This is a genomic window from Nonomuraea sp. NPDC049750 (genome assembly GCF_040659625.1).
GTDB lineage: Bacteria > Actinomycetota > Actinomycetes > Streptosporangiales > Streptosporangiaceae > Nonomuraea.
The window spans coordinates 1-22,201 of sequence record NZ_JBFANB010000005.1 but is presented as its reverse complement, the minus strand read 5'-3'; the positions used below and the strand labels follow the sequence as shown (position 1 = coordinate 22,201).

The following is a 22,201-nucleotide window of genomic DNA, read 5'->3' as shown; positions in this document are numbered from 1 at the left end:
GGACTACAGGTAGCCCCCTCCGCCGTTCCTAGAGCATGGCCTTCATCGAGTCCGCGGCCGACAACACGTACGGCTGCTCGGCCATGACCGCCGCCCAGTTGTCCGCCAGCGACTCCGGCGTGAGCTCGTCCGACTTCCAGCCGGGCCCTTCGGCCACGAACACCCGCGCCACCCGGCCGCCGCCGACGCTGAACACCTCACCGCTCGGCTCGCACGACTCGTGTACGAGGTAGGCCACCAGCGCGCTGACCCGCTCGGGCGTGAACTTGGCCTCGAACTCGGCCGGCAGCAGCGACTCGGTCATCCGCGTCCAGGCGATCGGCGCGATGGCGTTGGCCTTGATGCCGTTGCGGGCCCCCTCGATGCCGAGCGTCTTGGTCAGGCCGACCAGGCCCATCTTGGCGGTGGAGTAGTTGGCCTGGCCGAAGTTGCCGAACAGGCCCGCCGGGCTGGAGGTGTTGACGATCCGGCCGTAGCCGGCCTCCTTCATGTACGGGTAGGCAGCCTGGCTGACCAGGTAGGAACCGCGCACATGTACGGCCAGCACATTGTCGAAGTCCTCGACCGCCATCTTCCCGAACGACCTGTCACGCAGGATGCCCGCGTTGTTGACGACGATGTCGATCTTGCCGAACGCGTCGACCGCGGCCTGCACGATCGCCCTGGCCCCTTCCGGCGTGGCCACGTTGTCGGCGTTGGCGATGGCCTGACCGCCGTTCTTGGTGATGAGCTCGACCACGTCGGCGGCGGGACCCGCGGAGGCGCCGGTGCCGTCGAGCGCGCCGCCCAGGTCGTTCACGACGACCTTGGCACCCCGCTCGGCCAGCAGGAGCGCGTGCGACCTGCCGAGGCCGTGCCCGGCTCCCGTTATGATCGCGACCCTGTCATCGAACCGAAGCATCGAACCTCCAGCGCAGGAGAACAACGTTCTAGTAATGGCACAATAACCCGAGTCCGCCGCACTACGACTGATCGTCGCGGATAGTGATCAGAAGGTTCATTCTCTGCTAGAGTTCTGGGCTTCTCATGGGCGGCGACCCCCAGAGCCTGTCCGCCCTCCACCGGGCCTTCGGAGGCCGGACATGCCGGTAAACGCGCCCCTTCGCGTGGTTCAGTGGGCCACGGGAGCCGTCGGCCGCTATGCGCTGCGCAGCGTGCTCAGCAGGCCGGGCCTGGAGCTCGCGGGAGTCCTCGTCTATGACCACGACAAGATCGGCAAAGACGCCGGCGAGCTGGTCGGCCTGCCGTACACCGGCGTGAGCTGCACGGGCGATCCGGAGCGCGTCATGGCCATCGAGGCCGACTGCGTGCTGCACATGCCGCTGCCGTCCTTCTACTTCGGCCCGGACCGGGGTCTGGACCTGGAGACCATCTGCGCGCTGCTCGCCTCGGGCAAGAACGTCATCACGACCACCGGCTTCGTCTACCCCAAGTCGTACGGTCCCCGGGTGGTCGAGCGCATCGAGGCCGCCTGTGACAAGGGCGGCACCACGCTCCACGGCACCGGCATCAACCCGGGCTTCATGAGCGACTTCCTGCCGCTGGCGCTGACCGGGCTGTCGGACCGGGTCGACCACATCTATGTACGCGAGTCGTCGGACTTCCGCGGCCACCCCTCGCGCCAGGTCGTCGTGGACCTGGTCGGGTTCACCCGCACGGCCAAGGACTACGCCGAAGCGGTCCGGCCGTTCCGTACCTTCCAGCGCTCGCTCTTCGCCGAGAGCGTGCAACTCGTGGCCGACGCGCTCGACGTGCGGCTGGACGAGGTGGAGGAGCGGGACGAGTTCGAGGTGGCCGGGCGGGAGTTCGAGATCGCGGCCGGCCGGGTCGAGGAGGGCGCGGTGTGCGCCTCACGCTGGGTGTTCTCGGGGCTGGTGCGGGGGCGGCCGTTCATGACGGTCGAGGTGGTCTACAAGGCCGACGCCGGCAAGGTGGCGCGCTGGCCGGAGCCGGGCTTCGCGATCCACATCGAGGGGGTGCCGCAGATGACGATGTCGATCGACGAGGTCTCCCACGGACTGGCCGCCGCGGCCGCCCACGCCATCAACGCCATCCCCGCCGTCTGCGCCGCGCCGCCCGGCATCCGCACCCTGCTTGATCTCCCCCTCCCCACCGCACGCGACCGGGTCCGCATCCGGTAGGCGGGCCACGTGCGGCGGGGAAAGAGTCAGTTGTGCGGGAGGAAGCGCCCGTACTGCCCGCGGTGGTAGAGGAGCGGCCGGGCTGGGGTGGTCTGGGCGGCGGTGACCAGGCCGACCACCAGGGTGTGGTCGCCTATCTCCACGGTCGTGTGCGGAATACAGATGAGATGTGCGGAGACGTCCTCCAACAACGGCGTGTCGTGCGGGCCGGGCTGCCAGCGGGTGGGTTCGGCGAAGCGGTCGATGCCGCGCCGGGCGAAGCGGGTGGCCAGGTCGTGCTGGTGGCCGGCCAGGACGTTCACCGCGAAATGGTCGGCCAGCCGGAGCCAGGGCCAGGTGGTGGACGACTGGTCGACGTAGAAGGACACCAGTGGCGGATCAAGGCTCACCGAGGAGAACGAGGTCGCCGTGAGGCCTACCGGGACCCCCTCCGGTCTGGCCGTCACGATGACCACTCCGGCGGCGTGCTGGGCCAGGGCCGTACGGAACTCGTCGCGATCCAGGGAGATGGTCATCTCAGCGCTCCCTCCCTAAACGCTCCCTCCCTAAACGCTCCCTCCCTAAACGCTCCCTCCCTAAACGCTCCCTCCCTGACCGTTATCTGCGGCACGACCCGATCCGCCCAGCGGGCCAAGGGCCCGTCGTCTCCTGGCAGCTCCGACTCCAGAAGGGCCAGGCCGGGGGTGGGGACGAAGGCGCCCAGCTCCACCAGGAGCGGGCGGAAGTGGACCTCCACCGCCAGGGCGTGCTTGGGGTCGCCCATGACGAGGATCGGCAGGGCCGCCGTACCGGCCAGGGCGTTCGGCGGCAGCCGGTCGAGGAACGCCTTGAGCAGGCCGGTGTAGGTCGCCTTGTAGGTGGGGCTGGCCACGACGGCCACCGAGGCGCTGGTGAGGAGTTCGAGGGCGATCTCCACGTTCGCGGTGCTCTGCGGGAGGAGCAGTTCCGGAGCAAGGGCCGACAGGTCGATGACGTCCCTCGGACCCGTGTGGCCGAGCCGGGCGGCGATGGCGTCGGTGGCCGCGACCGCCGCTCCCAGCGTGCGCGATCCGGAGCGCGGGTTGCCGACGACGGTGACGATGCTCATGAGGCGGTGGCCAATCCGTAGTGGTCGCGAAGGGTTCGGGCCTCGTAGTCCTTGCGGAACAGGCCGCGGATCCGCAGTTCGGGGACGACCTGCTCCACGAAGTCCGCCAGGCCGCCGGGCAGGTGCGGGGGCATGATGTTGAAGCCGTCGGCCGCGCCGTTCTCGTACCACTCCTGGAGCTGGTCGGCGATCTGCTCCGGCGTGCCCGCGACCACCCGGTGGCCGCGGCCGCCGGCGAGCTTGCCGATGATCTCGCGGATCGACAGGTCGCCGCGGGCCGCCAGATCCTTGATCAGCTTGATACGGCTCTGCTGGCCATCCGGGTTGGGCGGGATGTCCGGTAGTGGGCCGTCCAAGGGGTGGGCGGTGAGGTCGACGCCGAGGATGTTCGAGAGCTGCTGCACGCCGTACGCCGGGACGATGAGGTCTTCCAGCTCCTTCTCCAGCCGCAGCGCCTCGCGCTCGGTCGAGCCGATGATGGGCGAGACGCCGGGCAGGATCTTGAGGTCCTGGGGCCGGCGCCCGTACGCGGCGAGCCTGCCCTTGAGGTCGGCGTAGAACTCCTGGGCGTCCTCCAGGGTCTGCTGCGCGGTGAACACCGCCTCCGCGAACCGCGCCGCGAACTCCTTGCCGTCCTCCGACGACCCGGCCTGGACCAGGAGGGGGCGGCCCTGGGGCGAGCGCTGGACGTTCAGCGGGCCCTGGACCTTGAAGTGCGTGCCCACGTGGTCGATCGGCTGGACGCGGGAGGGGTCGGCGTAGACCCCGGTGCGCCGGTCGCCGACGACCGCTCCGTCCGCCCAGCTCTCCCAGAGCGCGTTGGCCACCTGGAGGAACTCCTCCGCCCGGTGGTAGCGCTCGCTGTGCGGCGGGCGTTCGATGCCGAAGTTGCGGGCCTCGGCCTCGCCGGCGGAGGTGACGATGTTCCAGCCCGCCCGGCCGCCGCTGATGTGGTCCAGCGAGGCGAACTTGCGCGCCACGTGGAACGGCTCGTTGTACGTCGTGGACACCGTGGCGATCAGGCCGATGTGGTCGGTGACGGCGGCCAGGGCGGCGAGCAGGGTGAGGGGCTCCAGCCCGCCGAGCGCGTTGTGCCGGACATTTCCCCACAGGGCGAGGCCGTCGGCGAGGAACACCGAGTCCAGCTTGCCGCGTTCGGCGATCCGGGCCAGCTCCTGGAAGTGCCGGATGTCAGTGATGCGGCTCGGCTCGGTCAGCGGGTGCCGCCACGCGGCCTCGTGGTGGCCGACGCCCATCAGGAAAGCGTTCAGGTGCATGGTCACGTGGTCCTCCAGGTGGAGAAGCGTCGCTCCAGGCGTACGAGGAGCAGGTTGAACAGCAGGCCGAGCACCGAGATCGTGATGATCCCCGCGTACATGTCGGGCACCCGGAAGTTGTACTGCGCGTAGTTGATGAGGTAGCCGAGCCCCGCCTTGGCGCCGACCATCTCGGCGGCGATCAGCACGAGGATCGAGTACGCCCCGGCCAGGCGGATGCCGGTGAAGATGGTGGGCACCGCGGCGGGCAGGATGACCTTCTGGAACAGCCGGTACGGCCCGAGCCCCATGGACCTCGCCGACTTGATCAGGAGCGGGTCGACGCTTTTGACGCCCGCGATGGTGTTGAGCAGGATCGGCCAGGCGCAGGCGTACAGGATGATCGACACCTTGGACGTCTCCCCCAGCCCCAGGACCAGCACGAACACCGGCAGCAGGGCCAGGGCGGCGGTGTTGCGGAACAGCTCCAGGACCGGGTTCAGCAGCTCGGCCACCGGGCGGTACCAGCCGATCAGCAGGCCCAGCGGGATGGCGACCACGATGGCCGCCCCGAACCCGGCCAGCGACCTGGCCAGCGAGGCCTGGGCATGGTCGGCCAGCTCGCCGCTGCGCAGCAGGTCGTACCAGGCGGTCAGGACGTCGCTCAACGGCGGGAGGAAGGTGGGGTCCACCACCTGGGCCCTGGGCAGGATCTCCCAGACGGCGGCCAGCACGACGATCGCGGCGGACGCGTTGACCACCCGGCGGATGATGCCCGGCAGGCTTCGGCGCCGGACAGTGGCGGGACGCACCGGCGCGAGGGTCCTGACAAGGTGGCGGTCGTCCTCAAGCGGGGAGGCCGAGAGGCTGAGTGAGGGTCTGGCCAACGGGGGTCACCTCCTCGCGCAGCAGCGTCCAGATGGCGTGGCGGTACTCGCCGAACACCGGATCGGCCCGCAGGTCCCCCTCGCGGGAGGCGAACGAGACCGGTACGACGGCCCGGATCCGACCGGGGCCAGGCGTCATGACGGCCACCCGCTGCCCCAGGTAGACGGCCTCGTCGATGCCGTGGGTGATGAACACGATGGTCTTGCCGGTCTTGTTCCAGATGCGGAGCAGCTCCTCCTGGAGGGACTCGCGGGTCTGGGCGTCGAGGGCGGCAAAGGGCTCGTCCATGAGCAGGACGTCGGGGTCGTAGGCGAGGCTGCGGGCGATGGCGACCCGCTGCCGCATACCGCCCGAGAGCTCGTGCGGGTAGCGCTCGTCGAAGCCGCGCAGCCCGACCAGGTCGAGGTAGCCGCGGGCGCGCTCACGGCGTTCGCGCCGCGGCACCCCCTTGGCCTCCAGCCCGAACTCCACGTTCGCCACCGCGGTCCGCCAGGGGAACAGCGCGTACTGCTGGAAGACGATGCCCCGGTCGAGTCCCGGACCGGAGACGGGGACGCCGTCGATGCGGATCTCGCCGCGCGTGGGCAGGGTCAGGCCGCTGAGCAGGTCGAGGAGGGTGGACTTGCCGCATCCGCTGGGGCCGACGAGCGTGAGGAACTCGCCTTCGGCCACGTCGAGCGAGATGTCGGACAGGGCGGTGAAAGAGCTGCCGCGGACGGCGAACTCCTTGGTCACGGACACGAACTCGATCTTCATCAGGAGCCTCCCGAGACGAACGGGTTGTAGGCGTTGGTGTAGACGTCCTGGGGTTTGATCTGGCCGGGCTTGATCTCGCCGGCGCCCTCCAGCCAGGAGATCCACCGCTGGAACTCCTGCGGCTCGATCACTCCGCCCTTGGTCGCGACACCGCTGCTCTTCCAGAAGCCGACGGTGGTGGAGTCCTCGTTCCTGGCCCGCTTGGCGATGATCTCCTTGAACTCGGCCACGACCTCTTCACGGGTGTGCGTCTGGGTCCACTGGATGGCCTTGGCAGTGGCCTCGACGAACTTCCTGGCCGTGTTCGGGTTCTGCTTGATGAAGCGGTCGGTGAGCACGTACGTCCCGGCCGAGAAGTCGCCGAACAGGTCGACGTCCTTGAACAGGGTCGTGAGACCGCCGCGTTCCAGCGCCTTGTCGCGCAGGATGCCGCCGAGCGCGGCCACGTCGATCTGTTTCTGGCGCAACGACTGCTCGGCGCTGACGGGTGGGACGGCGACCAGTTCGACCTGCTTGATCTCGGCCGGGGTCAGGCCGCCGCGCTTGAGGTATTCCTTCAGCACGGCCTCGGCGTGGGCGCCCAGGGTGTTCATGCCGACCTTCTTGCCGATCAGGTCGCGGGCGCTGTGGATCGGGCTGTCCTGGAGGGTGAAGTAGCCCTGGTAGGAGTTCTGATCACTGCCGTAGTAGCTGATCACGGCTTTGATCGGGGCCTTGGCGGCGACCAGCTTGACCACGGCGCCGTTGAACGCGCCACCGAAGTCGCTCTGGCCCGTGGCGGCCGTCTGGATGTCCTGCGGTCCGCTGGTCGTGTTGCCGATCCACTTGAGCTTGACGGGTTTGAGATAGCCGAGCTCCTCGGCCAGCTCGGGGAAGGTGACGGTGCCGACACTGCCCTGGTAGCGCAGTTCCTGGGTTTCGGCGGCGCCCTGGGCGGTGCCGCACGCCGTGACGGCGAGGAGAAGAGGGACAAGGGAAGCGAGACGCTTGATCACGAGATGTCCTCAAATAAAGGGGGACGGGGACTAAGTCGTGATCAGTGACACTGTGCGCTGACGACGCGGCAGAAGTCGACATGCGCGCGCCGGGTGAGGTCCGGGCTCATGCACTCGACGCTACGCAGGCGCGGTCAAGAAGTCAACATTTCCTACTGGGTTTACATGAAATAAATGTCGCCTGGTCAGGCACCCGCGAACCACAGCTCCGGCTCGCCGAGCACGCGCCGCGCCCGTCCCCGCGACTCCAGCCACACCAGGTGCGCCAGCGTCTCGTTGGTGGCCGCGCGCCGCATGAACGGCGGGATCGTCTCCCAGGGCCGCGACCAGGTCAGGCCGGTCGCGATGTCCCAGCAGCAGACCCCGGCGGAGGCGCCCCCGAGCATCCGCTCGATCTCCGCCAGCCGCTCCTCGTGATGCGCCATCACATAGTCGACCCGTTCGGCCAGCTCCAGGAAGCGGTACTCGTGCGCGGGCAGCACCTCCTCCACATCCAGCTTCCGTACGGCGGCCAGCGCGTCGAGGTAGTCGGCCAGCGGGTTGGGCGCGGACTGCGGATGCACGGCCACCATCGGCGTGATCTTGGCCAGCACGTGATCGCCGGAGAACAGCAGCTTCCTGGACGGCGACACGAAGCAGAGGTGGCCGGGCGAGTGGCCAGGGGTCCAGACGGCCCGCAGATCCCAGCCGGGCAGGTCCAGCCGGTCGCCGTCCTCGACCAGCCGGTCGGGCTTGGCCATCGAGACCATGTGCCTGATCATCATCGAGGCGCCGGCCAGCTCGTCCAGGGTCAGCTCGGGCACCCCGGACCGGGCCAGCTGCGCCCGTTCGCGCTCGACCAGCGAGTCGATGGCGCTGTCGTCGTACCGATCGTGGACGAGGCGCGCGTCGGCGGGGTGCAGGGCGATCCACGCGCCCGACACCTCCCGGACCCGCCCGGCCAGGCCGTAGTGATCGGGATGGATGTGGGTCACCAGTACGCCCTTGACGTCGGTGATCGCATACCCGGCGACCCGCAACCCCGCGACCAGCGCCTCGTAGGCTTCGTCGGTGTTCCATCCGGCGTCGACGATGGCGACCCCGTCGGGCAGTTCCAGGACGTAGACCAGCACGTAACGCAGGGGATTGACCGGGATCGGCACCGGAACCGACCACAGTCCCGGCCGCACCCGCTCGACCTCGGGAATCGTGCCGCCGAGCCACGCCGCGCGCTGGGTCTCGCTGGATGGAGTCACCACAAACTTCGCCATGCTCAGCATTGTGCCCGAACCATGTTCTACTACCGAGCAGCGGGCTGGCCGGGGAAACGGCCGGTGACAGGCTGGTTCAGTCGGCTGTGAGCCCTTCGGCGATCTTCAACAGCTCACGCTTCGTCTTGGCGCCGCCGAGCTTCTTGGCGTACACCGGGCTGATCATCACCTCGGCCCGCCGCCCCTCGCTCATGGTCAGCATGAGGCTCGGGGTGCCCTTCCCGCCGTCCTCGCCGACGTTCTGCGTGATCAGGTACCCGGTCCGGTCGCCGATGGCCACCTCTTCGCCCTTCCCGTCCTTGCGGTACTCCTGGACGCGGTCATCGGGTTCCTGGACGGCCGCGCCTTCGTACACGTAGATCTGGACGCAGTAGAAGCCGTGCTTGTCCCCGTCGTAGTTCCATGAGGTCGTGTACTTGTCGCCGAAGTTCAGGGACCAGTTGCCCCACCGCAACCCCTCCGGCAGGTAACCCACCTTGACGCGCCCGAAGGCCCTTCCGTCGCCCAGGTCCCCGAAATCGGGGGTCGGAGACGGGGGCACCGGGGTGTCGTCGATGGCGGGGGTATCCGGCTGCGTCGGATCAGGGGTCGCGGGTGACGTGCTGACCGTGGGCGTCAGCACGGTCGCGGGACCGGACCCGAGGACCAGAAAGGCGGGGACCGCGGTGGCGACGACGGCCGCCGACGCGGCCAGGGCGACGAACTTGACTCGTTGCCTCTTCCTCCGCGAGGACCGGAGCACCCGCTCCACCAGGTCGGGCGCGGCCCGCAACCGCGCGGTCTCGTCCGCCATGATCTGGCGAAGGCGCTCCTCAAGTACGGACATTCCTGATCACTCCTTCCAGCGTTCCGTCGCCGAGCGCCGAACGGAGCTTGGCCATCGCCTTGGCTGCCTGACTTTTCACCGTGCCCACCGAGCAGCCGAGGACCTCGGCGGTCTGCGTCTCGCCGAGGTCCTCCCAGTACCGCAGGACGATCACCGCGCGCTGCCGGGGAGGCAGGGCGCGCAGGACGTCCATGAGCATCCGGCGCAGGTCGATGTCGGTCTCGGGCGCCGCCGACTCCGGCGGGGTGTGCACCGGGATGAAGCGCAGAATCGCTCGCCGCCGGGCCCGGCTGATGGCCGTGTTCACGATGATGCGGCGGATATAGGGCTCGGGGTTGGCGTACCGCACCCGGTCCCAGTTGCGCCATGTACGCTCCAGCGCCGTCTGCAGCAGGTCTTCAGCCTCCGCCTCGTCGCCGCAGGTGAGGTAGGCGACCCGCAGCAGGCTTGTGCCGCGCGCGGCCACGAACGCGGCGAATTCCTGTTCCTCTGCGCCGCTCACGGCTGTCCGTCCGATTTCACGCCCTCTATACGCCCGAGCGAGTCGCGGGGTTGCCTGTGTGTGGGACAGCCCTTTGGCGCGAGGCAACGTCTGACGCGGTCCAGGCGTATTAGGAGGCATCAACTACCACCGGCCCAGCCGGTGGTTTGCTCTCACGGTCCCATCTGGGTGAAGGGAGGCCGGTAGCGTGTGGCTGGTTGATAACAGCCCAGCCCGCGACGCCGCGTACGGCGATGTTGCGGGCCGCGATGTGGTCGGCGTGCCCAGCGAGGCCACACCTTGTGCAGACGAACCGGCCCCGCGCCGGTCGATTCGCCCCGCTGACGTTCCCGCATTCCGGACAGGCCTGCGAGGTGTAGGCGGGGTCGACCAGCAGGAAGGCGACTCCGGCGCGGGCGGCCTTGTAGCGGGTGAACGTGGTCTGCTGGGCGAAGGCCCAGCTGTGCAGGGTGCGCCGCTGGAACCGATGAGCCCTTACCCGGCTGCGGATGCCCTGCAAATCTTCCAGGGCGACCCCGCGGCCGGTGCGTTCGGCTTCGCGCACCACATATTTGCTGATTTGGTGGTTGAGGTCGGTCATCATTCGGTGCTCACGCCCGGACAGGCGGCGCAGCACCCGCCGCGCCGCAGACGTGCCCTTGCGCTGCAGGCGTCGGCGTTGGCGATGCCGCCGCTCCCGCAGAGTGCGGACGTGGCCGTTGCCGCCGATCGGGCCGGGGAGGGCAGGGCCGGGCAGCACCACCCGGTCGGAGGTGACCGCCAGGTTCGCCACCCCTTGATCCACCCCCACAAAGCCGCCGACCGGCTCGCGCACCGCCGGTGTGGGCAGGGTGAGGGTGACCTGCAGCAGCCACACCCCGCGACGGCAGATCAGGTCGGCCTCCCCCCTCGGCAGCGTATCCATGGCCTTGAGATCTTCGGGCCGGCCGGTGTAGGGCACGCTGACGCGGCCGGTGGGGGTCCACAGCGACACCGTGCGGGCGTCACGGTTGAAGCTCATCAGCCGGGCGTCGTAAGGGACGGCGCCGTACGGCCGGAAGATGTGAGCCCGTCTCTTGCTGGCGCGCCGGTTGGCGTAGGCGCCCGCGACCCGGGCGATCGCCCGCACAGCCGCCTGCGCGCCCAGCCCGGCCATCTGTGCCCGCACCTCGTAGTAGGCCAGCCGCTGCAACTCCACCACCGCGAACACGCGATGCTGCCAGGCCAAGCGGGAGAGGACGGTGGCCGCCTGATTGCACAACAGCACCGCCGCCGCCAGCGCCTCGGCTTGGGCGGGTGTAGGCGTGAGCCGCAGTTGCACGATCGTGGGCAGGCCGTTGCGTTTGGTGGCGGAGCGGCTGATCGCCATCGCGCACCTCCTGTCACAGCGCCATCACCCACCGCACATATTACCGAACGTAACCGAGCTTTTCCATACTGTTTTCGAGAGGAGGCATGGCGCTTTCCCCCGGTCCTGAAGAACCGGGTATCCGCGCCACAATTCAGATGAAACTCGTGACCACAACTGATCCGGCCGATGATCGCCGTCGAGATCGGCTTGGCCGTGCTGCGCACCATCGCCCTGCTGGGCCTGCCGAGCACGCCCAGCCTCCTGGACGCGCCGGAGCTGCGGCTCGCGGCAACCGCCCGTACGGTAACGGCTCCGGCGGAAGGCACCTACTGGCATACGAGGACGCTGCTGCGGAGCACCCAGCCCCGGCAGTTCGGGAGAGGCTCCAACCGCTACTGGGTGGAGGAACGGCGGATCGCGGAAACCTGGACCTCGCCCGATGGCAAGGCATGGTCCGGGCTCCGAACGCTGGGGGCACGACCGCAGAGCGCGGCGGACGAGAAGGCGTGGCGCCGCGACGGCTCTCCGTCCAGATTGAGCCGCACGGCTGGTCGCGGCACCGTGTCCCTGGCCACCAAAGCGGACAAGGGCCGGGTCATACCCTCGAAGCGTCCAAACGCCTTCTTTCTGGCCGGGCAGCAGATGTCGTACGCGGAGCTCCAGGAACTGCCCGCGGACCCGAGCGGTTTGAAGGACTGGCTCGCGAAGGCCGTACAAGTCGGGAGGGCTCCGGACGACGCCGTCGGCGGCTACGTGACAGCGGCGCTGCGCACATTGCTGCACACTCTTCCCGCGCCGAAGGAAGTCCGCGCCGCGGCTTACCAGGCGCTGCTGACGATGCCCAACGTACGCGCCCAAGGGACGGTCAAGGACGCTCTGGGCAGGGCCGGTGCGAAACTCTCCATCGCTCCCGATCAGGTCCGTCAGAAGATCACAGCCAACATCGAGGTGATCGTCGACACCGACGAGATGGTGTTGCTGGCCGAAAGCCTGACGACCGAGCTCAACGGCAAGCCGTTCCGGAATTACACCTCGACCATGCTCCAGGTCGGCTGGACCGACACCGACCCGTCGGTGCCCGCTCTCCCCTGAGCCATACTCCGTACGGGCCCCTTTACCGGGCAGGGCGAGCCGGTCGGAGCGCGGGCATGCGGACGAACAGCAGCGCGGAGGCCAGCACCACCCCCGCGGCGAGCGACCACGTGGCGGACAGACCGGCCTGGCCGGCCAGGGTGCCGAACGTCGTGTTGGGCAGCGCTGCCCCCGCCTGCAGTGACAGGGAGCTCGTCGAGGTCACGGTCGTGCGCTGCGCGGCCGTGACGGCGTGGTGCGTCATCTCCGAGCACAGCACTCCAGCCACCGAGAGCCCGGCGAACATGACGACATAGGCCAGCCCGGTGGCCGCGAAACCGGGCGGCCCGTCGAGGCCCGCCGTGGCCGCCAGGGCGGCGATGGCCAGCGCGGTCAGGACGACGCCCGCCGCCGCGCCGCGTACCGAACCGCCCGCCGACCCGGCCACCCGGGGCGCGATCGCACTGCCCATCGCGCTGCCGGCGAAGCCGAGCGCCGCCACGACGGCATAGCCGGTGCTGCCCAGCTCCGCCGTGCCCGCCAGCGCCGCCAGCCTGCCGGGGGCGAGCAGCTCGACACTGGCCAGCGCGACGCCGGACGCCGCGGCGGCCAGCATCAGGCGACGCAGCAGCGGTCCGCCGGCCGCCAGCCGCACGCCCTCGGCCACGGTCGAGGGCACGTCCCGGACGACCCGCCCGAGCGGTCGCCCGAGTGACTGGCCGACACGCCGCGGGTGCTCCCCGGCGCGGGTCGGGTGCGCGGCCTCGGGCAGCGTCTCGGGTAGCGCGAAGAGCACCGTCACCAGCAGCACGAGCCCGGCCACCGCGCCAAGCAGCGGCGGCAGCGCCAGGGGCGTCATCGCCGCCGGCGGCACCGCGAGCGGCGCGAACCCGCCCACCAGCACGCCCAGCAACAGCGCCACCGACTCCAGCGCGCCGCCACCAGCCAGGCCCGGCTTGAGGTCGGCATCCGGTCCTTCGAGGTCGTGCAGCGTGTCGACGTACCAGGCGGCGGCGGGGCCGCTGGACAGGGCGCGGGCGACGCCCTTGAGCACACCGGTGGCCAGGAACATCCAGAACGTGGTCGAGACCGCCATCAGCGTGAGCGCGGCGACGGTGAACGCGGCCGAGATCGCCAGGACCGTCCGGCGGCCGATCACGTCGGCCAGGCCACCGGTGGGCAGTTCGAGGCTGATGGTGACGATCGAGAACACCACGAGGGCGAGCCCGACCTGGGCCAGGCTGAGTCCCCGTTCGGTCATCAGCAGCACAAGCACGGCGCTCATCAGGCCGGGCGGCAGCCAGGTCAGGAAGCTGACCAGCAGGTAACGGCGTAACGCGGATCGGGCTGTCATCAGCTGTCCTCCCCGTCCAGCGGCCCGCGGGGGAAGACCGCCGACCAGACGCTCATCGGCACGGCGCAGGGATCGTCCGCGTAGCGTTCGCTGAGCTCGCGCACCAGCGCGTCGACGCGCTCGCTGAGCTCACGGACACCCGCGGCGGGCAGCCGCACCAGATGGTCGCTCATCCCGGAGACCTCGACCAGCTCGGCGGGCCACTCCCCCGCTTCGAACGCCTCGACCGCCCGTCCCAGCGCTTCCAGCTGGCGCAGCTGCATGATCCGGACGGCCTCCTGCCCCTCCGGCGTGGCCGCCATCTCCAGGTTGTCCCAGGAGGTGTACTGATGGCGGGCCCGCCAGCGGCGTTCCCGGCCGTCGCGTCGCTCGGGGTCCTCTTCGATGAAGCCGTACTTGGCCAGCTCGCGCAGGTGGTAGCTGGTCGAGCCGGAGCTCTCCTCCACCTTGCGCCCCAGCTCGCTGGCCGTCGCGGGCCCGTCGCCGCGCAGCAGGCCGAGCAGCCGCACCCGCAGGGGGTGCGCCACCACCTTGAGCACCTGCGGATCGCTGATCTTGAACTTCTCTTCCATAGACGAAGGCTAAACCGCAAAGGCAATTTTGCAAAGAGAATTTTGCGGGTTTTCCTGCCGAATAAACTGGGCCGCATGCTTGATGAGATCTGGGTGGACGAGGCGGTCTTCGCCCTGCGTCCCGACTTCGCGGTGCTGGTCATGACGGCGCACGGGCTGCGCAACGGGCCCACAGACGACCGTTCCCGCGCCTGGCTGGCCGCGGCCTCGGAGCAGCCCGTACAGACCGAGAAGATCGACGCGTGGAAGGACGCCTACCGCGCGTTCGGCGCCAAGCCGCAGAAGACCAGACCCTCGGTCGACGCCCTGACCCGCAGGCTGCCGCTGCCGGAGATCAACCAGGCCGTCGACGCGTACAACTCGATCAGCGTGAAGCACGCGCTGCCGATCGGCGGCGAGGACCTCGACCACTACGCCGGCCCGCCGCGACTGGTCAGGGCCGAGGGCGACGAGGAGGCGGAGGCGCTCGGCACCCCGGAGCCCGGCGAGGTGATCTGGCGCGACGACATCGGCGTCACCTGCCGCAGGTGGAACTGGCGCCAGGTGGCGCGCACCCGCCTCACCGAGGAGACCACCAATGCGATCTTCATCCTGGAGCGGCTGGAGCCGATGTCCATGGAGGAGCTCAAGGAGGCGGGCGAGGAGCTGGCGACCCTGCTGACCGAGCTGTCCCCCGAGGTGCGGATCAGCGCCAGAGTGCTGTCTGAGGTGAAATAAACCTGCCGCACAGCTGTTGATACCAAACAGTGATAATTGCGGCACCCCCTGGATTGACTAGGGGGGCGTGACCTCTTCGGACTCTCTTGAGAGGATCGGGCGAGGCCGCGGGGCGTCTCTTGCGCGCGCCGCCGGGCAAGACGAGTAACCTTGGACAGGTTCTCTAACATCAACGCCGATCTGCGGAAGAGGGCGATTTCCGCCGTGTCGTCTGAGTCGTCGCGGACAAACCCGCTGGCAAGCTTTGGACAGAACGAGTGGCTTGTCGACGAGCTGTACCAGAAGTACCTCCAAGATCCTGAGTCTGTGGACCGGGCTTGGTGGAACTTCTTCGCTGACTACAACCCTGATTATGGACCGGGCAGAATGCCCGCCAAGGAGGCGGCGAACGGCACAGCGACCGCTCCGGCTCCCATGGCGGCTCCACCCAAGGCTGCACCGACTGCCCCGGTCCCCGATGTCAAGCCGAAGCAGCCTGCGGCCCCGGTGCCCGCGGGCGCCGAGGAAGTCAAACTGCGCGGTGCCGCCGCACGCACCGCCGCCAACATGGACGCCTCGCTCGTCATTCCGAGCGCGACCAGCGTCCGGGCCATCCCGGCCAAGTTGCTCATCGACAACCGCATTGTGATCAACAATCACCTCAAGCGGGGACGCGGCGGCAAGGTCTCCTTCACGCACCTGATCGGCTATGCCGTCATCAAGGCGCTGCGGGCCATGCCGGAGATGAACTACTCCTACACCGAGGTCGACGGCAAGCCGACCCTGGTCAAGCCGCAGCACGTAGGGCTCGGCCTGGCCATCGACGTCCAGAAGAGCAACGGCGAGCGGCAGCTCATGGTGCCTTCCATCAAGGGCGCCGAGGACATGGACTTCCGCCAGTTCTGGATGGCCTACGAGGAGGTCGTCCGCAAGGCCCGCTCGGGCAAGCTCGGGGTCGACGACTTCGCGGCCACCACGATCTCGCTGACCAACCCCGGCACGATCGGCACCGTCCACTCGGTCCCGCGCCTGATGCCCGGACAGGGCACGATCATCGGCGTCGGCGCGATGGAATACCCGGCCGAATACCAGGGCGCCTCGCCCGACACGCTCTCGCGCCTGGCCGTCTCCAAGGTCATGACGCTGACCAGCACCTATGACCACCGGATCATCCAGGGCGCCCAGTCGGGTGACTTCCTGCGCACGATCCACCGGCAGCTGCTCGGCGAGGACGGCTTCTACGACGAGATCTTCGAGGCGCTGCGGATCCCCTACGAGCCGGTCCGCTGGGTCCAGGACATCTCGGCCTCGCACGATGACGACGTGGCCAAGTCCGCTCGGGTGATCGAGCTGATCCACGCCTACCGCGTCCGCGGCCACCTCATGGCCGAGACCGACCCGCTGGAGTACAAGCAGCGCAAGCACCCCGACCTCGACATCCAGTCCCACGGCCTGACGCTGTGGGACCTGGAGCGCGAGTTCGCCACCGGCGGCTTCGGCGGCCGGCCACTGATGAAGCTCCGCGAGATCCTGGGCGTGCTGCGCGACTCCTACTGCCGCACGGTCGGCATCGAGTACATGCACATCCAGAACCCCGAGGAGCGGGCCTGGATCCAGGCGCGGGTGGAGAAGCCGCACGCCTCCCCGGCCCGTGACGAGCAGCTCAACATCCTGAGCCGGCTCAACACGGCCGAGGCCTTCGAGACGTTCCTGCAGACCAAGTTCGTCGGGCAGAAGCGCTTCTCGCTGGAGGGCGGCGAGTCCCTGATCCCGTTGCTCGACTCGGTGATCAGCGACGCCGCCGACGAGGACCTCGACGAGGTCGTCATCGGCATGGCCCACCGCGGCCGGCTCAACGTCCTGGCCAACATCGTCGGCAAGTCCTACGGGCAGATCTTCGGTGAGTTCGAGGGCAACATCGACCCGCGCACCGCGCACGGCTCGGGCGATGTGAAGTACCACCTCGGCGCGTCGGGCACCTTCACCGCTCCCAGCGGCAAGACGATCGCCGCCTCCGTGGTGGCCAACCCGTCTCACCTGGAGGCGGTCGACCCGGTGCTCGAAGGCGTCGTCCGCGCCAAGCAGGACCTGCTGGAGCGCGGCGAGGAGGGCTTCACGGTCCTGCCGGTGCTCATCCACGGCGACGCGGCCTTCGCCGGCCAGGGCGTCGTGGCCGAGACGCTCAACCTGTCGCAGCTGCGCGGCTACCGCACCGGCGGCACCGTGCACGTGGTGGTCAACAACCAGGTCGGCTTCACGACATCGCCCGCTTCGTCCAGGTCGAGCGTCTACGCGACCGACGTGGCCCGGATGATCCAGGCGCCGATCTTCCACGTCAACGGCGACGACCCCGAGGCCGTCGTCCGCGTGGGCGAGCTGGCCTACGAATACCGCCAGGCGTTCCGCAAGGACGTCGTCATCGACCTGATCTGCTACCGCCGCCGCGGCCACAACGAGGGCGACAACCCCGCCTTCACCCAGCCGCTGATGTACGACCTGATCGACGCCAAGCGCTCCACTCGCAAGCTCTACACCGAGGCGCTGATCGGCCGGGGCGACATCACGGTGGAAGAGGCCGAGCAGGCGCTGCGCGACTACCAGGCCAAGCTGGAGCAGGCGTTCACCGAGACCCGCGAGGCGGCGAAGAAGCCGCCGGAGGCGGGCGCGATGCGGGTGCCGCCCGCTGAGGTGATCAAGTGGTCGCACAACGACACGCCGACCGAGATCACCGACGAGACGCTCAAGCGGATCGTCGACACCCAGCTCAACCTGCCCGAGGGCTTCACGCCGCATCCGCGCCTGGCGCCGGTGCTGCAGCGCCGTGGCCAGGCGGTCGAGCAGGACGCGATCGACTGGAGCATGGGTGAGACGCTGGCCTTCGGCTCGCTGCTCATCGATGGCCACCCGGTCCGCGTGGTCGGCCAGGACACCCGGCGGGGCACGTTCACCCAGCGCCACGCGGTGCTGGTCGACCGGGTGACCGGCGAGGACCACACCCCGCTCAAGGTCTTCAACCAGGGCACCACGAAGTTCTACATCTACGACTCGCTGCTCAGCGAGTTCGCGGCGCTGGGCTTCGAGTACGGCTACAGCGTCGTGCGTCCCGACGCCCTGGTGGCCTGGGAGGCCCAGTTCGGCGACTTCGTCAACGGCGCCCAGACGATCATCGACGAGTTCATCTCGTCCGGTGAGCAGAAGTGGGGCCAGAGGTCGGCTGTCGTGCTGCTGCTGCCGCACGGCTTCGAGGGCCAGGGTCCCGACCACTCCTCGGCCCGCATCGAACGGTTCCTGCAGGTCTGCGCGCTCGACAACATGACGGTCGCGCAGCCGTCCACTCCGGCCAACTACTTCCACCTGCTCAGGTGGCAGGTCGAGTCGGGCAGGCGCAAGCCGATGGTCGTCTTCACGCCGAAGTCGCTGCTGCGTCACAAGCGGGCGGTCTCGAAGGCGTCCGACTTCACCTCGGGCACCTTCCAGCCGGTCCTCGGCGACACCATCGTCGAGCCGGGCAAGGTCACCAAGGTCGTGCTCTCCTCGGGCAAGATCTACTACGACCTGCTTGACCGGCGTGAGAAGTCGGGCCGCGACGACGTCGCACTGGTCCGTCTGGAGCGGCTCTACCCGTTCCCGGCGGAGGAGCTCGCCGCCGAGCTCTCCCGCTACGGCTCGCAGGTCGAGCTGGTGTGGGCGCAGGACGAGCCGGTCAACATGGGGCCGTGGCCTTACCTCACGCTCAAACTGGCCGAGGACCCGGACCTGCTGAACGGCCGCGCGCTACGTCGCGTCTCGCGGACGCCCAACAGTTCGCCCGCGACCGGCTCGCACTCCTCCCACGACAACGAGCTCGAGGGGATCTTGAGCGAGCTGTTCGGCTAGTCAGCCAGTCGCTTCACCGCATGAGCCCTCGCCGTGATCGGCGAGGGCTCACTGCTGAAAGCCTCACCACATGGCCTTCGCCGCTATCGGCGGGGGCTCACTACTGAAAGCCTCACCACATGGACCCCCGCTCCTATCGGCGGGGCTTGCTGCTAAAATTGGCAGTTACTAACAGCTAATTAGCTGCTAGTAACTGCTAAATCTGGCAGGTGACCGTGCGCCGACCCCAGCAGCCGCCACCATGGCGGGAGCTCTGGCTGGAAGCCGACAGCCTCTGGCTCCTGTCGGCGGTCGACTCGGCGGAGCGCTACCTGCCCTGGGACGAGATCCGCCACCGCACCCCGCCCGCCGGGCTCACGCACGAGCAGTGGTGGCTCGGGCTCAAGATGGCCCGACTCGGCATGCGCCGCGATCTTCCCCTTGTCGACGCCGGCGGCCTGTCGTTCACCTACGCGCTGCCGGACGACGTCCTTCGGGGGGTCGAGGCGCTCAACCGGGATCTCAGCGGCCGCATCGGCATGCCGGAGCCGGTGACCGATCCGCTGACCCGTGATCGCTACCTGGTCAGCTCGCTGATCGAGGAGGCCATCACCTCCAGCCAGCTGGAAGGCGCGGCGACCACGTACCTGGTGGCCAAGGAGATGCTGCGTAGCGGCCGCAGTCCGCAGACCGTCGACGAAGTCATGATCCGCAACAACTACGTCGCGATGCGCCGGATCGGCGAGATGCGCGATGAGGCGCTCACTCCGGCGCTGATCTGCGAGATCCAGCGGATCGTCACCGAGGGCACACTGCGCAACCCGACCGCGGCCGGGCGCTTCCAGCTGCCCGGCGAGGAGCGGGTGGTCGTCGCCGACACCTACGGTGACGTCCTGCACACCCCTCCTGCGGCCGAGCAGCTGCCCGAGCGGATCCAGCGACTGTGCGACTTCGCCAACGGCACGTCGCCGACCGCGTACGTCCCGCCGGTGATCAGGGCGTTGACCGTGCACTTCATGCTCGCCTACGACCACCCGTTCGAGGACGGCAACGGAAGGACCGCGCGGGCGCTGTTCTACTGGTCGATGCTCAACCAGGACTACTGGCTGACCGAGTTCATCTCCATCTCCCGCGTCCTGAAGAACGCCCCCGCGCGCTACGGGCGCAGCTTCCTCCACGTCGAGCAGGACGAGAACGACCTCACCTACTTCGTCCTCTACCAACTCGACGTGTTGCGCAGGGCGGTCGACGACCTCCACGCCTACCTCGGCAGGAAGGCGGCGCAGACCCGCGAGGTACGGGCGAGCCTGGCGCGCAGCCGTACCGGCGACTTCAACGCCCGCCAGATCGCCCTGCTGACGCACGCCACCCACCACCCCTTGGCCGAGTACACCGTCGCAGGCCACGCACGAAGTCACAAGATCGTCTTGCAGACCGCGCGGACCGATCTGCGCGAGCTCGAGCAGCGCGGCCTGCTGACTAAAGTCAGACGTGGACGCGCCGATGCCTGGACCCCAGCCGGCGACCTGACGACGCGGCTGCGCGACTGATGAATGGAGAGCGATGTACTTCACCGACCGGGGGATCGAGGAGCTGGTCGAGCGGCGTGGCGAGGAAGAGGTCAGCCTGCTGTGGCTGGGCGAGCGGCTGCGTGAGTTCGTGGACCTCAATCCCGAGTTCGAGACGCCGGTCGAGCGCCTGGCCACCTGGCTGGCCCGGCTCGACGACGAAGACGACTGACGCGGCGCGCCGCACCGGACCCTCGTGACCGATAAGCCGGAGGCGTTCCGGACCCTCGCGACCGATGAGACGGAGTCGCGTCGGATCCTCGCGGCCGATGAGAAGCACGAACGGCGCGACCTGCCCGCCACACGCGATACATCTTGAGTTTTCGACAGACGCGACATATCGTGTCTTGTGTAGACGTGTCGTCGGAAGGGACAGGCATCATGCGGCAGTGGACGATCGAGCGGCCGGAGCAGCTGACGTTCGGCTCGGTGACCGCGCTTGACGTGCGGATCGTCGCGGGACGAGTGGCCGTGCTGGCCACCGACGGACCACCGACACTGGAGGTGGCCGAGATCGACTCCGCTCCGCTGATCGTGACCTACGACGAGGAGAGCGGGGAGCTCAGCGTCGCCTACAAAGACCTCACCTGGGAGGGCATACTCGGCTGGCTGCGGCGCGACCGGCGCAAGAGCGTCCTGACGCTCGCGGTGCCCAAGAAGTGCACGGTCAACGTGGGAGTCGTCTCCGCCTCGGCGGTGGTCGCCGGGTTCGAGAAGGCGACCCAGGTCAGGAGCGTCTCCGGGGACATCGTGCTCGACGGGGTGAGCGGCGACGTGAGCGCCACGACCGTCTCGGGCACCGTGGAGAGCCGGGCGATGGACGGCGACCTGGCGTTCAAGAGCGTCTCGGGCGAGCTCACCGTCGCCGACGGCACGCCGCGCCGCCTGCGCGCCAACACCGTGTCCGGACGGATCACCGCCGATCTGGAGCTGCGCCCGACCGGATATGTGACCTTGAACAGCGTGTCCGGTGACATCCTGGTCAGGCTGCCCGAGAACGTGGAGGCGGACGTCAGCATGCGATCCACCTCCGGCAGGCTGGTCAGCACGTTCGAAAACCTGTCAGACGCGGGCCGCCCGGGCAACAAGTCGGTGTCCGGACGGCTGGGTGGTGGCATGGCCTCGGTGACGGCGACGACCGTCTCCGGCGAGGTCACGTTGCTCAAGGGAGAGAAGCGATGAGCCCTGTCTTCGGTCACGGCCGGCTCCGGCTGTACCTGCTGAAGCTGCTGGAGGAGAGCCCTCGGCATGGCTACGAGGTCATTCGCCTGCTGCAGGACCGCTTCCTCGGCGTCTACTCGCCCTCCCCCGGCACGATCTACCCGCGTCTGGCCCGCCTGGAGGAGGAGGGCCTGGTGACGCACGAGGTGATCGAGGGCAAGAAGGTGTTCTCGATCACCGACCGGGGCCGCGACGAGCTCAACGCTCGCCTGGACGAGCTCGACGACCTGGAGCAGGAGATCTCCGCCTCGGTGCGCGACATCGCGCGCGAGGTGAAGGAGGACGTCCGCGAAACGGTCAAGTCGCTGCGCGACGAGCTCACCAAGATGGCCAAGGACGTCCGCACCGGCGTCGCCGACGACCCCAGGCGCGTGCGCGACCAGCAGAAGGCCAACATCCAGCGGCTCAAGGAGCAGCAGAAACGCCAGTGGATGGAGCACGCCACCAACTGGCAGGACCAGGGCGAGCGGATCACCGGCGAGTGGCGCAGGATCTGGTCCGAGGTCTGGAGCACGCTGGGGGGCGCGCCGCCCAGCCGCGCCGAACTCGACGCCGAGTTGGGCGAGCGCCTGGCCGACTTCGTCGAGCAGGTGCGCCGCGAGGCGTCGGCCGCCCCGCTCACCCGCAAGGCGATCGACGAGGTACGCGCCACTCTCGACGAGGCCGCCCGGCAGATCCGCGACTCACTGAAACCCTGACCCCGACGGGTCAATACGCCGGGCGAAGGGCCCGCTCCAACTCGGGTTCATGTGGTCGTCGCAACACCTCGATCTGAGGAGTTGCGACGACCATGTCGTTGTCGGAGGGGTCATCGCGTGAGTGCGATGAGTTGT

Annotated in this window: 21 protein-coding genes; 8 read left to right on the top strand and 13 right to left on the bottom strand. The window is 68.9% G+C overall.

Going from position 1 to position 22,201, the window contains the following annotated elements; genetic code table 11:
• Window positions 1-28: 28 nt before the first annotated feature.
• The gene (locus AB0J16_RS15075; RefSeq protein ID WP_358538913.1) at window positions 29-901 is read right to left on the bottom strand and encodes an SDR family oxidoreductase; all 873 of its coding nucleotides are present in this window, start codon (window positions 899-901) and stop codon (window positions 29-31) included.
• 181 nt (window positions 902-1,082) lie between these two features.
• Here AB0J16_RS15075 and AB0J16_RS15070 point away from each other — a divergent pair, with 181 nt between their 5' ends.
• The gene (locus tag AB0J16_RS15070; RefSeq protein WP_358538910.1) at window positions 1,083-2,141 is read left to right on the top strand and encodes a dihydrodipicolinate reductase; all 1,059 of its coding nucleotides are present in this window, start codon (window positions 1,083-1,085) and stop codon (window positions 2,139-2,141) included.
• Window positions 2,142-2,167: 26 nt separating this feature from the next.
• On the opposite strand, the gene AB0J16_RS15065 is transcribed toward AB0J16_RS15070, so the two are convergent.
• The 10 genes from AB0J16_RS15065 to AB0J16_RS15020 all read right to left on the bottom strand — a co-directional run bounded on the left by AB0J16_RS15065 (window position 2,168) and on the right by AB0J16_RS15020 (window position 11,049).
• On the bottom strand, window positions 2,168-2,656 hold the full coding sequence (locus tag AB0J16_RS15065) for a flavin reductase family protein (RefSeq protein ID WP_358203655.1): 489 nt from the start codon (window positions 2,654-2,656) through the stop codon (window positions 2,168-2,170).
• Window positions 2,653-3,228, bottom strand: a complete 576-nt coding sequence (locus AB0J16_RS15060) for an NAD(P)H-dependent oxidoreductase (protein ID WP_358538908.1) — start codon at window positions 3,226-3,228, stop codon at window positions 2,653-2,655. The genes AB0J16_RS15065 and AB0J16_RS15060 overlap by 4 nt, the downstream gene beginning before the upstream one ends.
• Complete coding sequence (locus AB0J16_RS15055) at window positions 3,225-4,505, bottom strand: LLM class flavin-dependent oxidoreductase (protein ID WP_358540317.1); 1,281 nt, start codon at window positions 4,503-4,505, stop codon at window positions 3,225-3,227. The genes AB0J16_RS15060 and AB0J16_RS15055 overlap by 4 nt, the downstream gene beginning before the upstream one ends.
• A gap of 2 nt (window positions 4,506-4,507) precedes the next feature.
• Window positions 4,508-5,296, bottom strand: a complete 789-nt coding sequence (locus AB0J16_RS15050) for an ABC transporter permease (RefSeq protein WP_358538906.1) — start codon at window positions 5,294-5,296, stop codon at window positions 4,508-4,510.
• 34 nt (window positions 5,297-5,330) lie between these two features.
• On the bottom strand, window positions 5,331-6,128 hold the full coding sequence (locus AB0J16_RS15045) for an ABC transporter ATP-binding protein (RefSeq protein WP_358538903.1): 798 nt from the start codon (window positions 6,126-6,128) through the stop codon (window positions 5,331-5,333).
• Complete coding sequence (locus AB0J16_RS15040) at window positions 6,128-7,123, bottom strand: ABC transporter substrate-binding protein (protein ID WP_358538901.1); 996 nt, start codon at window positions 7,121-7,123, stop codon at window positions 6,128-6,130. The genes AB0J16_RS15045 and AB0J16_RS15040 overlap by 1 nt, the downstream gene beginning before the upstream one ends.
• A 185-nt stretch (window positions 7,124-7,308) precedes the next feature.
• Window positions 7,309-8,373: an MBL fold metallo-hydrolase gene (locus tag AB0J16_RS15035; RefSeq protein ID WP_358538898.1), complete on the bottom strand. Its 1,065-nt coding sequence runs from the start codon at window positions 8,371-8,373 to the stop codon at window positions 7,309-7,311.
• A gap of 76 nt (window positions 8,374-8,449) precedes the next feature.
• The gene (locus tag AB0J16_RS15030; RefSeq protein ID WP_358538896.1) at window positions 8,450-9,199 is read right to left on the bottom strand and encodes a hypothetical protein; all 750 of its coding nucleotides are present in this window, start codon (window positions 9,197-9,199) and stop codon (window positions 8,450-8,452) included.
• Window positions 9,186-9,701, bottom strand: coding sequence for a SigE family RNA polymerase sigma factor (locus tag AB0J16_RS15025; RefSeq protein ID WP_358538894.1), 516 nt, complete (start codon window positions 9,699-9,701; stop codon window positions 9,186-9,188). Before AB0J16_RS15025 ends, AB0J16_RS15030 begins: the two co-directional genes overlap by 14 nt.
• A gap of 109 nt (window positions 9,702-9,810) precedes the next feature.
• Window positions 9,811-11,049: a transposase gene (locus tag AB0J16_RS15020; RefSeq protein WP_358538892.1), complete on the bottom strand. Its 1,239-nt coding sequence runs from the start codon at window positions 11,047-11,049 to the stop codon at window positions 9,811-9,813.
• Window positions 11,050-11,217: 168 nt separating this feature from the next.
• On the opposite strand from AB0J16_RS15020, the gene AB0J16_RS15015 reads away from it, so the two are divergent.
• Window positions 11,218-12,123, top strand: coding sequence for a hypothetical protein (locus tag AB0J16_RS15015; RefSeq protein WP_358538890.1), 906 nt, complete (start codon window positions 11,218-11,220; stop codon window positions 12,121-12,123).
• Between the two features lie 22 nt (window positions 12,124-12,145).
• Here AB0J16_RS15015 and AB0J16_RS15010 read toward each other — a convergent pair whose 3' ends face one another.
• Both AB0J16_RS15010 and AB0J16_RS15005 read right to left on the bottom strand, forming a co-directional pair.
• Window positions 12,146-13,456, bottom strand: coding sequence for an MFS transporter (locus AB0J16_RS15010; protein WP_358538887.1), 1,311 nt, complete (start codon window positions 13,454-13,456; stop codon window positions 12,146-12,148).
• Window positions 13,456-14,028: a helix-turn-helix domain-containing protein gene (locus AB0J16_RS15005; protein ID WP_358538884.1), complete on the bottom strand. Its 573-nt coding sequence runs from the start codon at window positions 14,026-14,028 to the stop codon at window positions 13,456-13,458. Before AB0J16_RS15005 ends, AB0J16_RS15010 begins: the two co-directional genes overlap by 1 nt.
• Window positions 14,029-14,103: 75 nt before the next feature.
• On the opposite strand from AB0J16_RS15005, the gene AB0J16_RS15000 reads away from it, so the two are divergent.
• The 6 genes from AB0J16_RS15000 to AB0J16_RS14975 all read left to right on the top strand — a co-directional run bounded on the left by AB0J16_RS15000 (window position 14,104) and on the right by AB0J16_RS14975 (window position 22,066).
• A complete protein-coding gene (locus AB0J16_RS15000) occupies window positions 14,104-14,745 on the top strand; it encodes a phenylalanine--tRNA ligase beta subunit-related protein (protein ID WP_358538882.1) in 642 nt (213 codons plus the stop codon).
• Between the two features lie 204 nt (window positions 14,746-14,949).
• Window positions 14,950-18,600, top strand: a complete 3,651-nt coding sequence (locus AB0J16_RS14995; protein WP_358538880.1) for a multifunctional oxoglutarate decarboxylase/oxoglutarate dehydrogenase thiamine pyrophosphate-binding subunit/dihydrolipoyllysine-residue succinyltransferase subunit — start codon at window positions 14,950-14,952, stop codon at window positions 18,598-18,600.
• 209 nt (window positions 18,601-18,809) lie between these two features.
• Window positions 18,810-20,129 (top strand): Fic family protein, encoded by a 1,320-nt coding sequence (locus AB0J16_RS14990; RefSeq protein ID WP_358538877.1) that lies wholly within the window; start codon window positions 18,810-18,812, stop codon window positions 20,127-20,129.
• Window positions 20,130-20,142: 13 nt separating this feature from the next.
• Window positions 20,143-20,319 carry a DUF6104 family protein gene (locus AB0J16_RS14985; RefSeq protein WP_225301873.1) on the top strand — a complete coding sequence of 59 codons (177 nt, stop codon included), beginning with the start codon at window positions 20,143-20,145 and terminating at the stop codon, window positions 20,317-20,319.
• Between the two features lie 209 nt (window positions 20,320-20,528).
• Window positions 20,529-21,329 carry a DUF4097 family beta strand repeat-containing protein gene (locus AB0J16_RS14980; protein ID WP_358538874.1) on the top strand — a complete coding sequence of 267 codons (801 nt, stop codon included), beginning with the start codon at window positions 20,529-20,531 and terminating at the stop codon, window positions 21,327-21,329.
• On the top strand, window positions 21,326-22,066 hold the full coding sequence (locus AB0J16_RS14975) for a helix-turn-helix transcriptional regulator (protein WP_358538872.1): 741 nt from the start codon (window positions 21,326-21,328) through the stop codon (window positions 22,064-22,066). Before AB0J16_RS14980 ends, AB0J16_RS14975 begins: the two co-directional genes overlap by 4 nt.
• Window positions 22,067-22,201 lie beyond the last annotated feature (135 nt).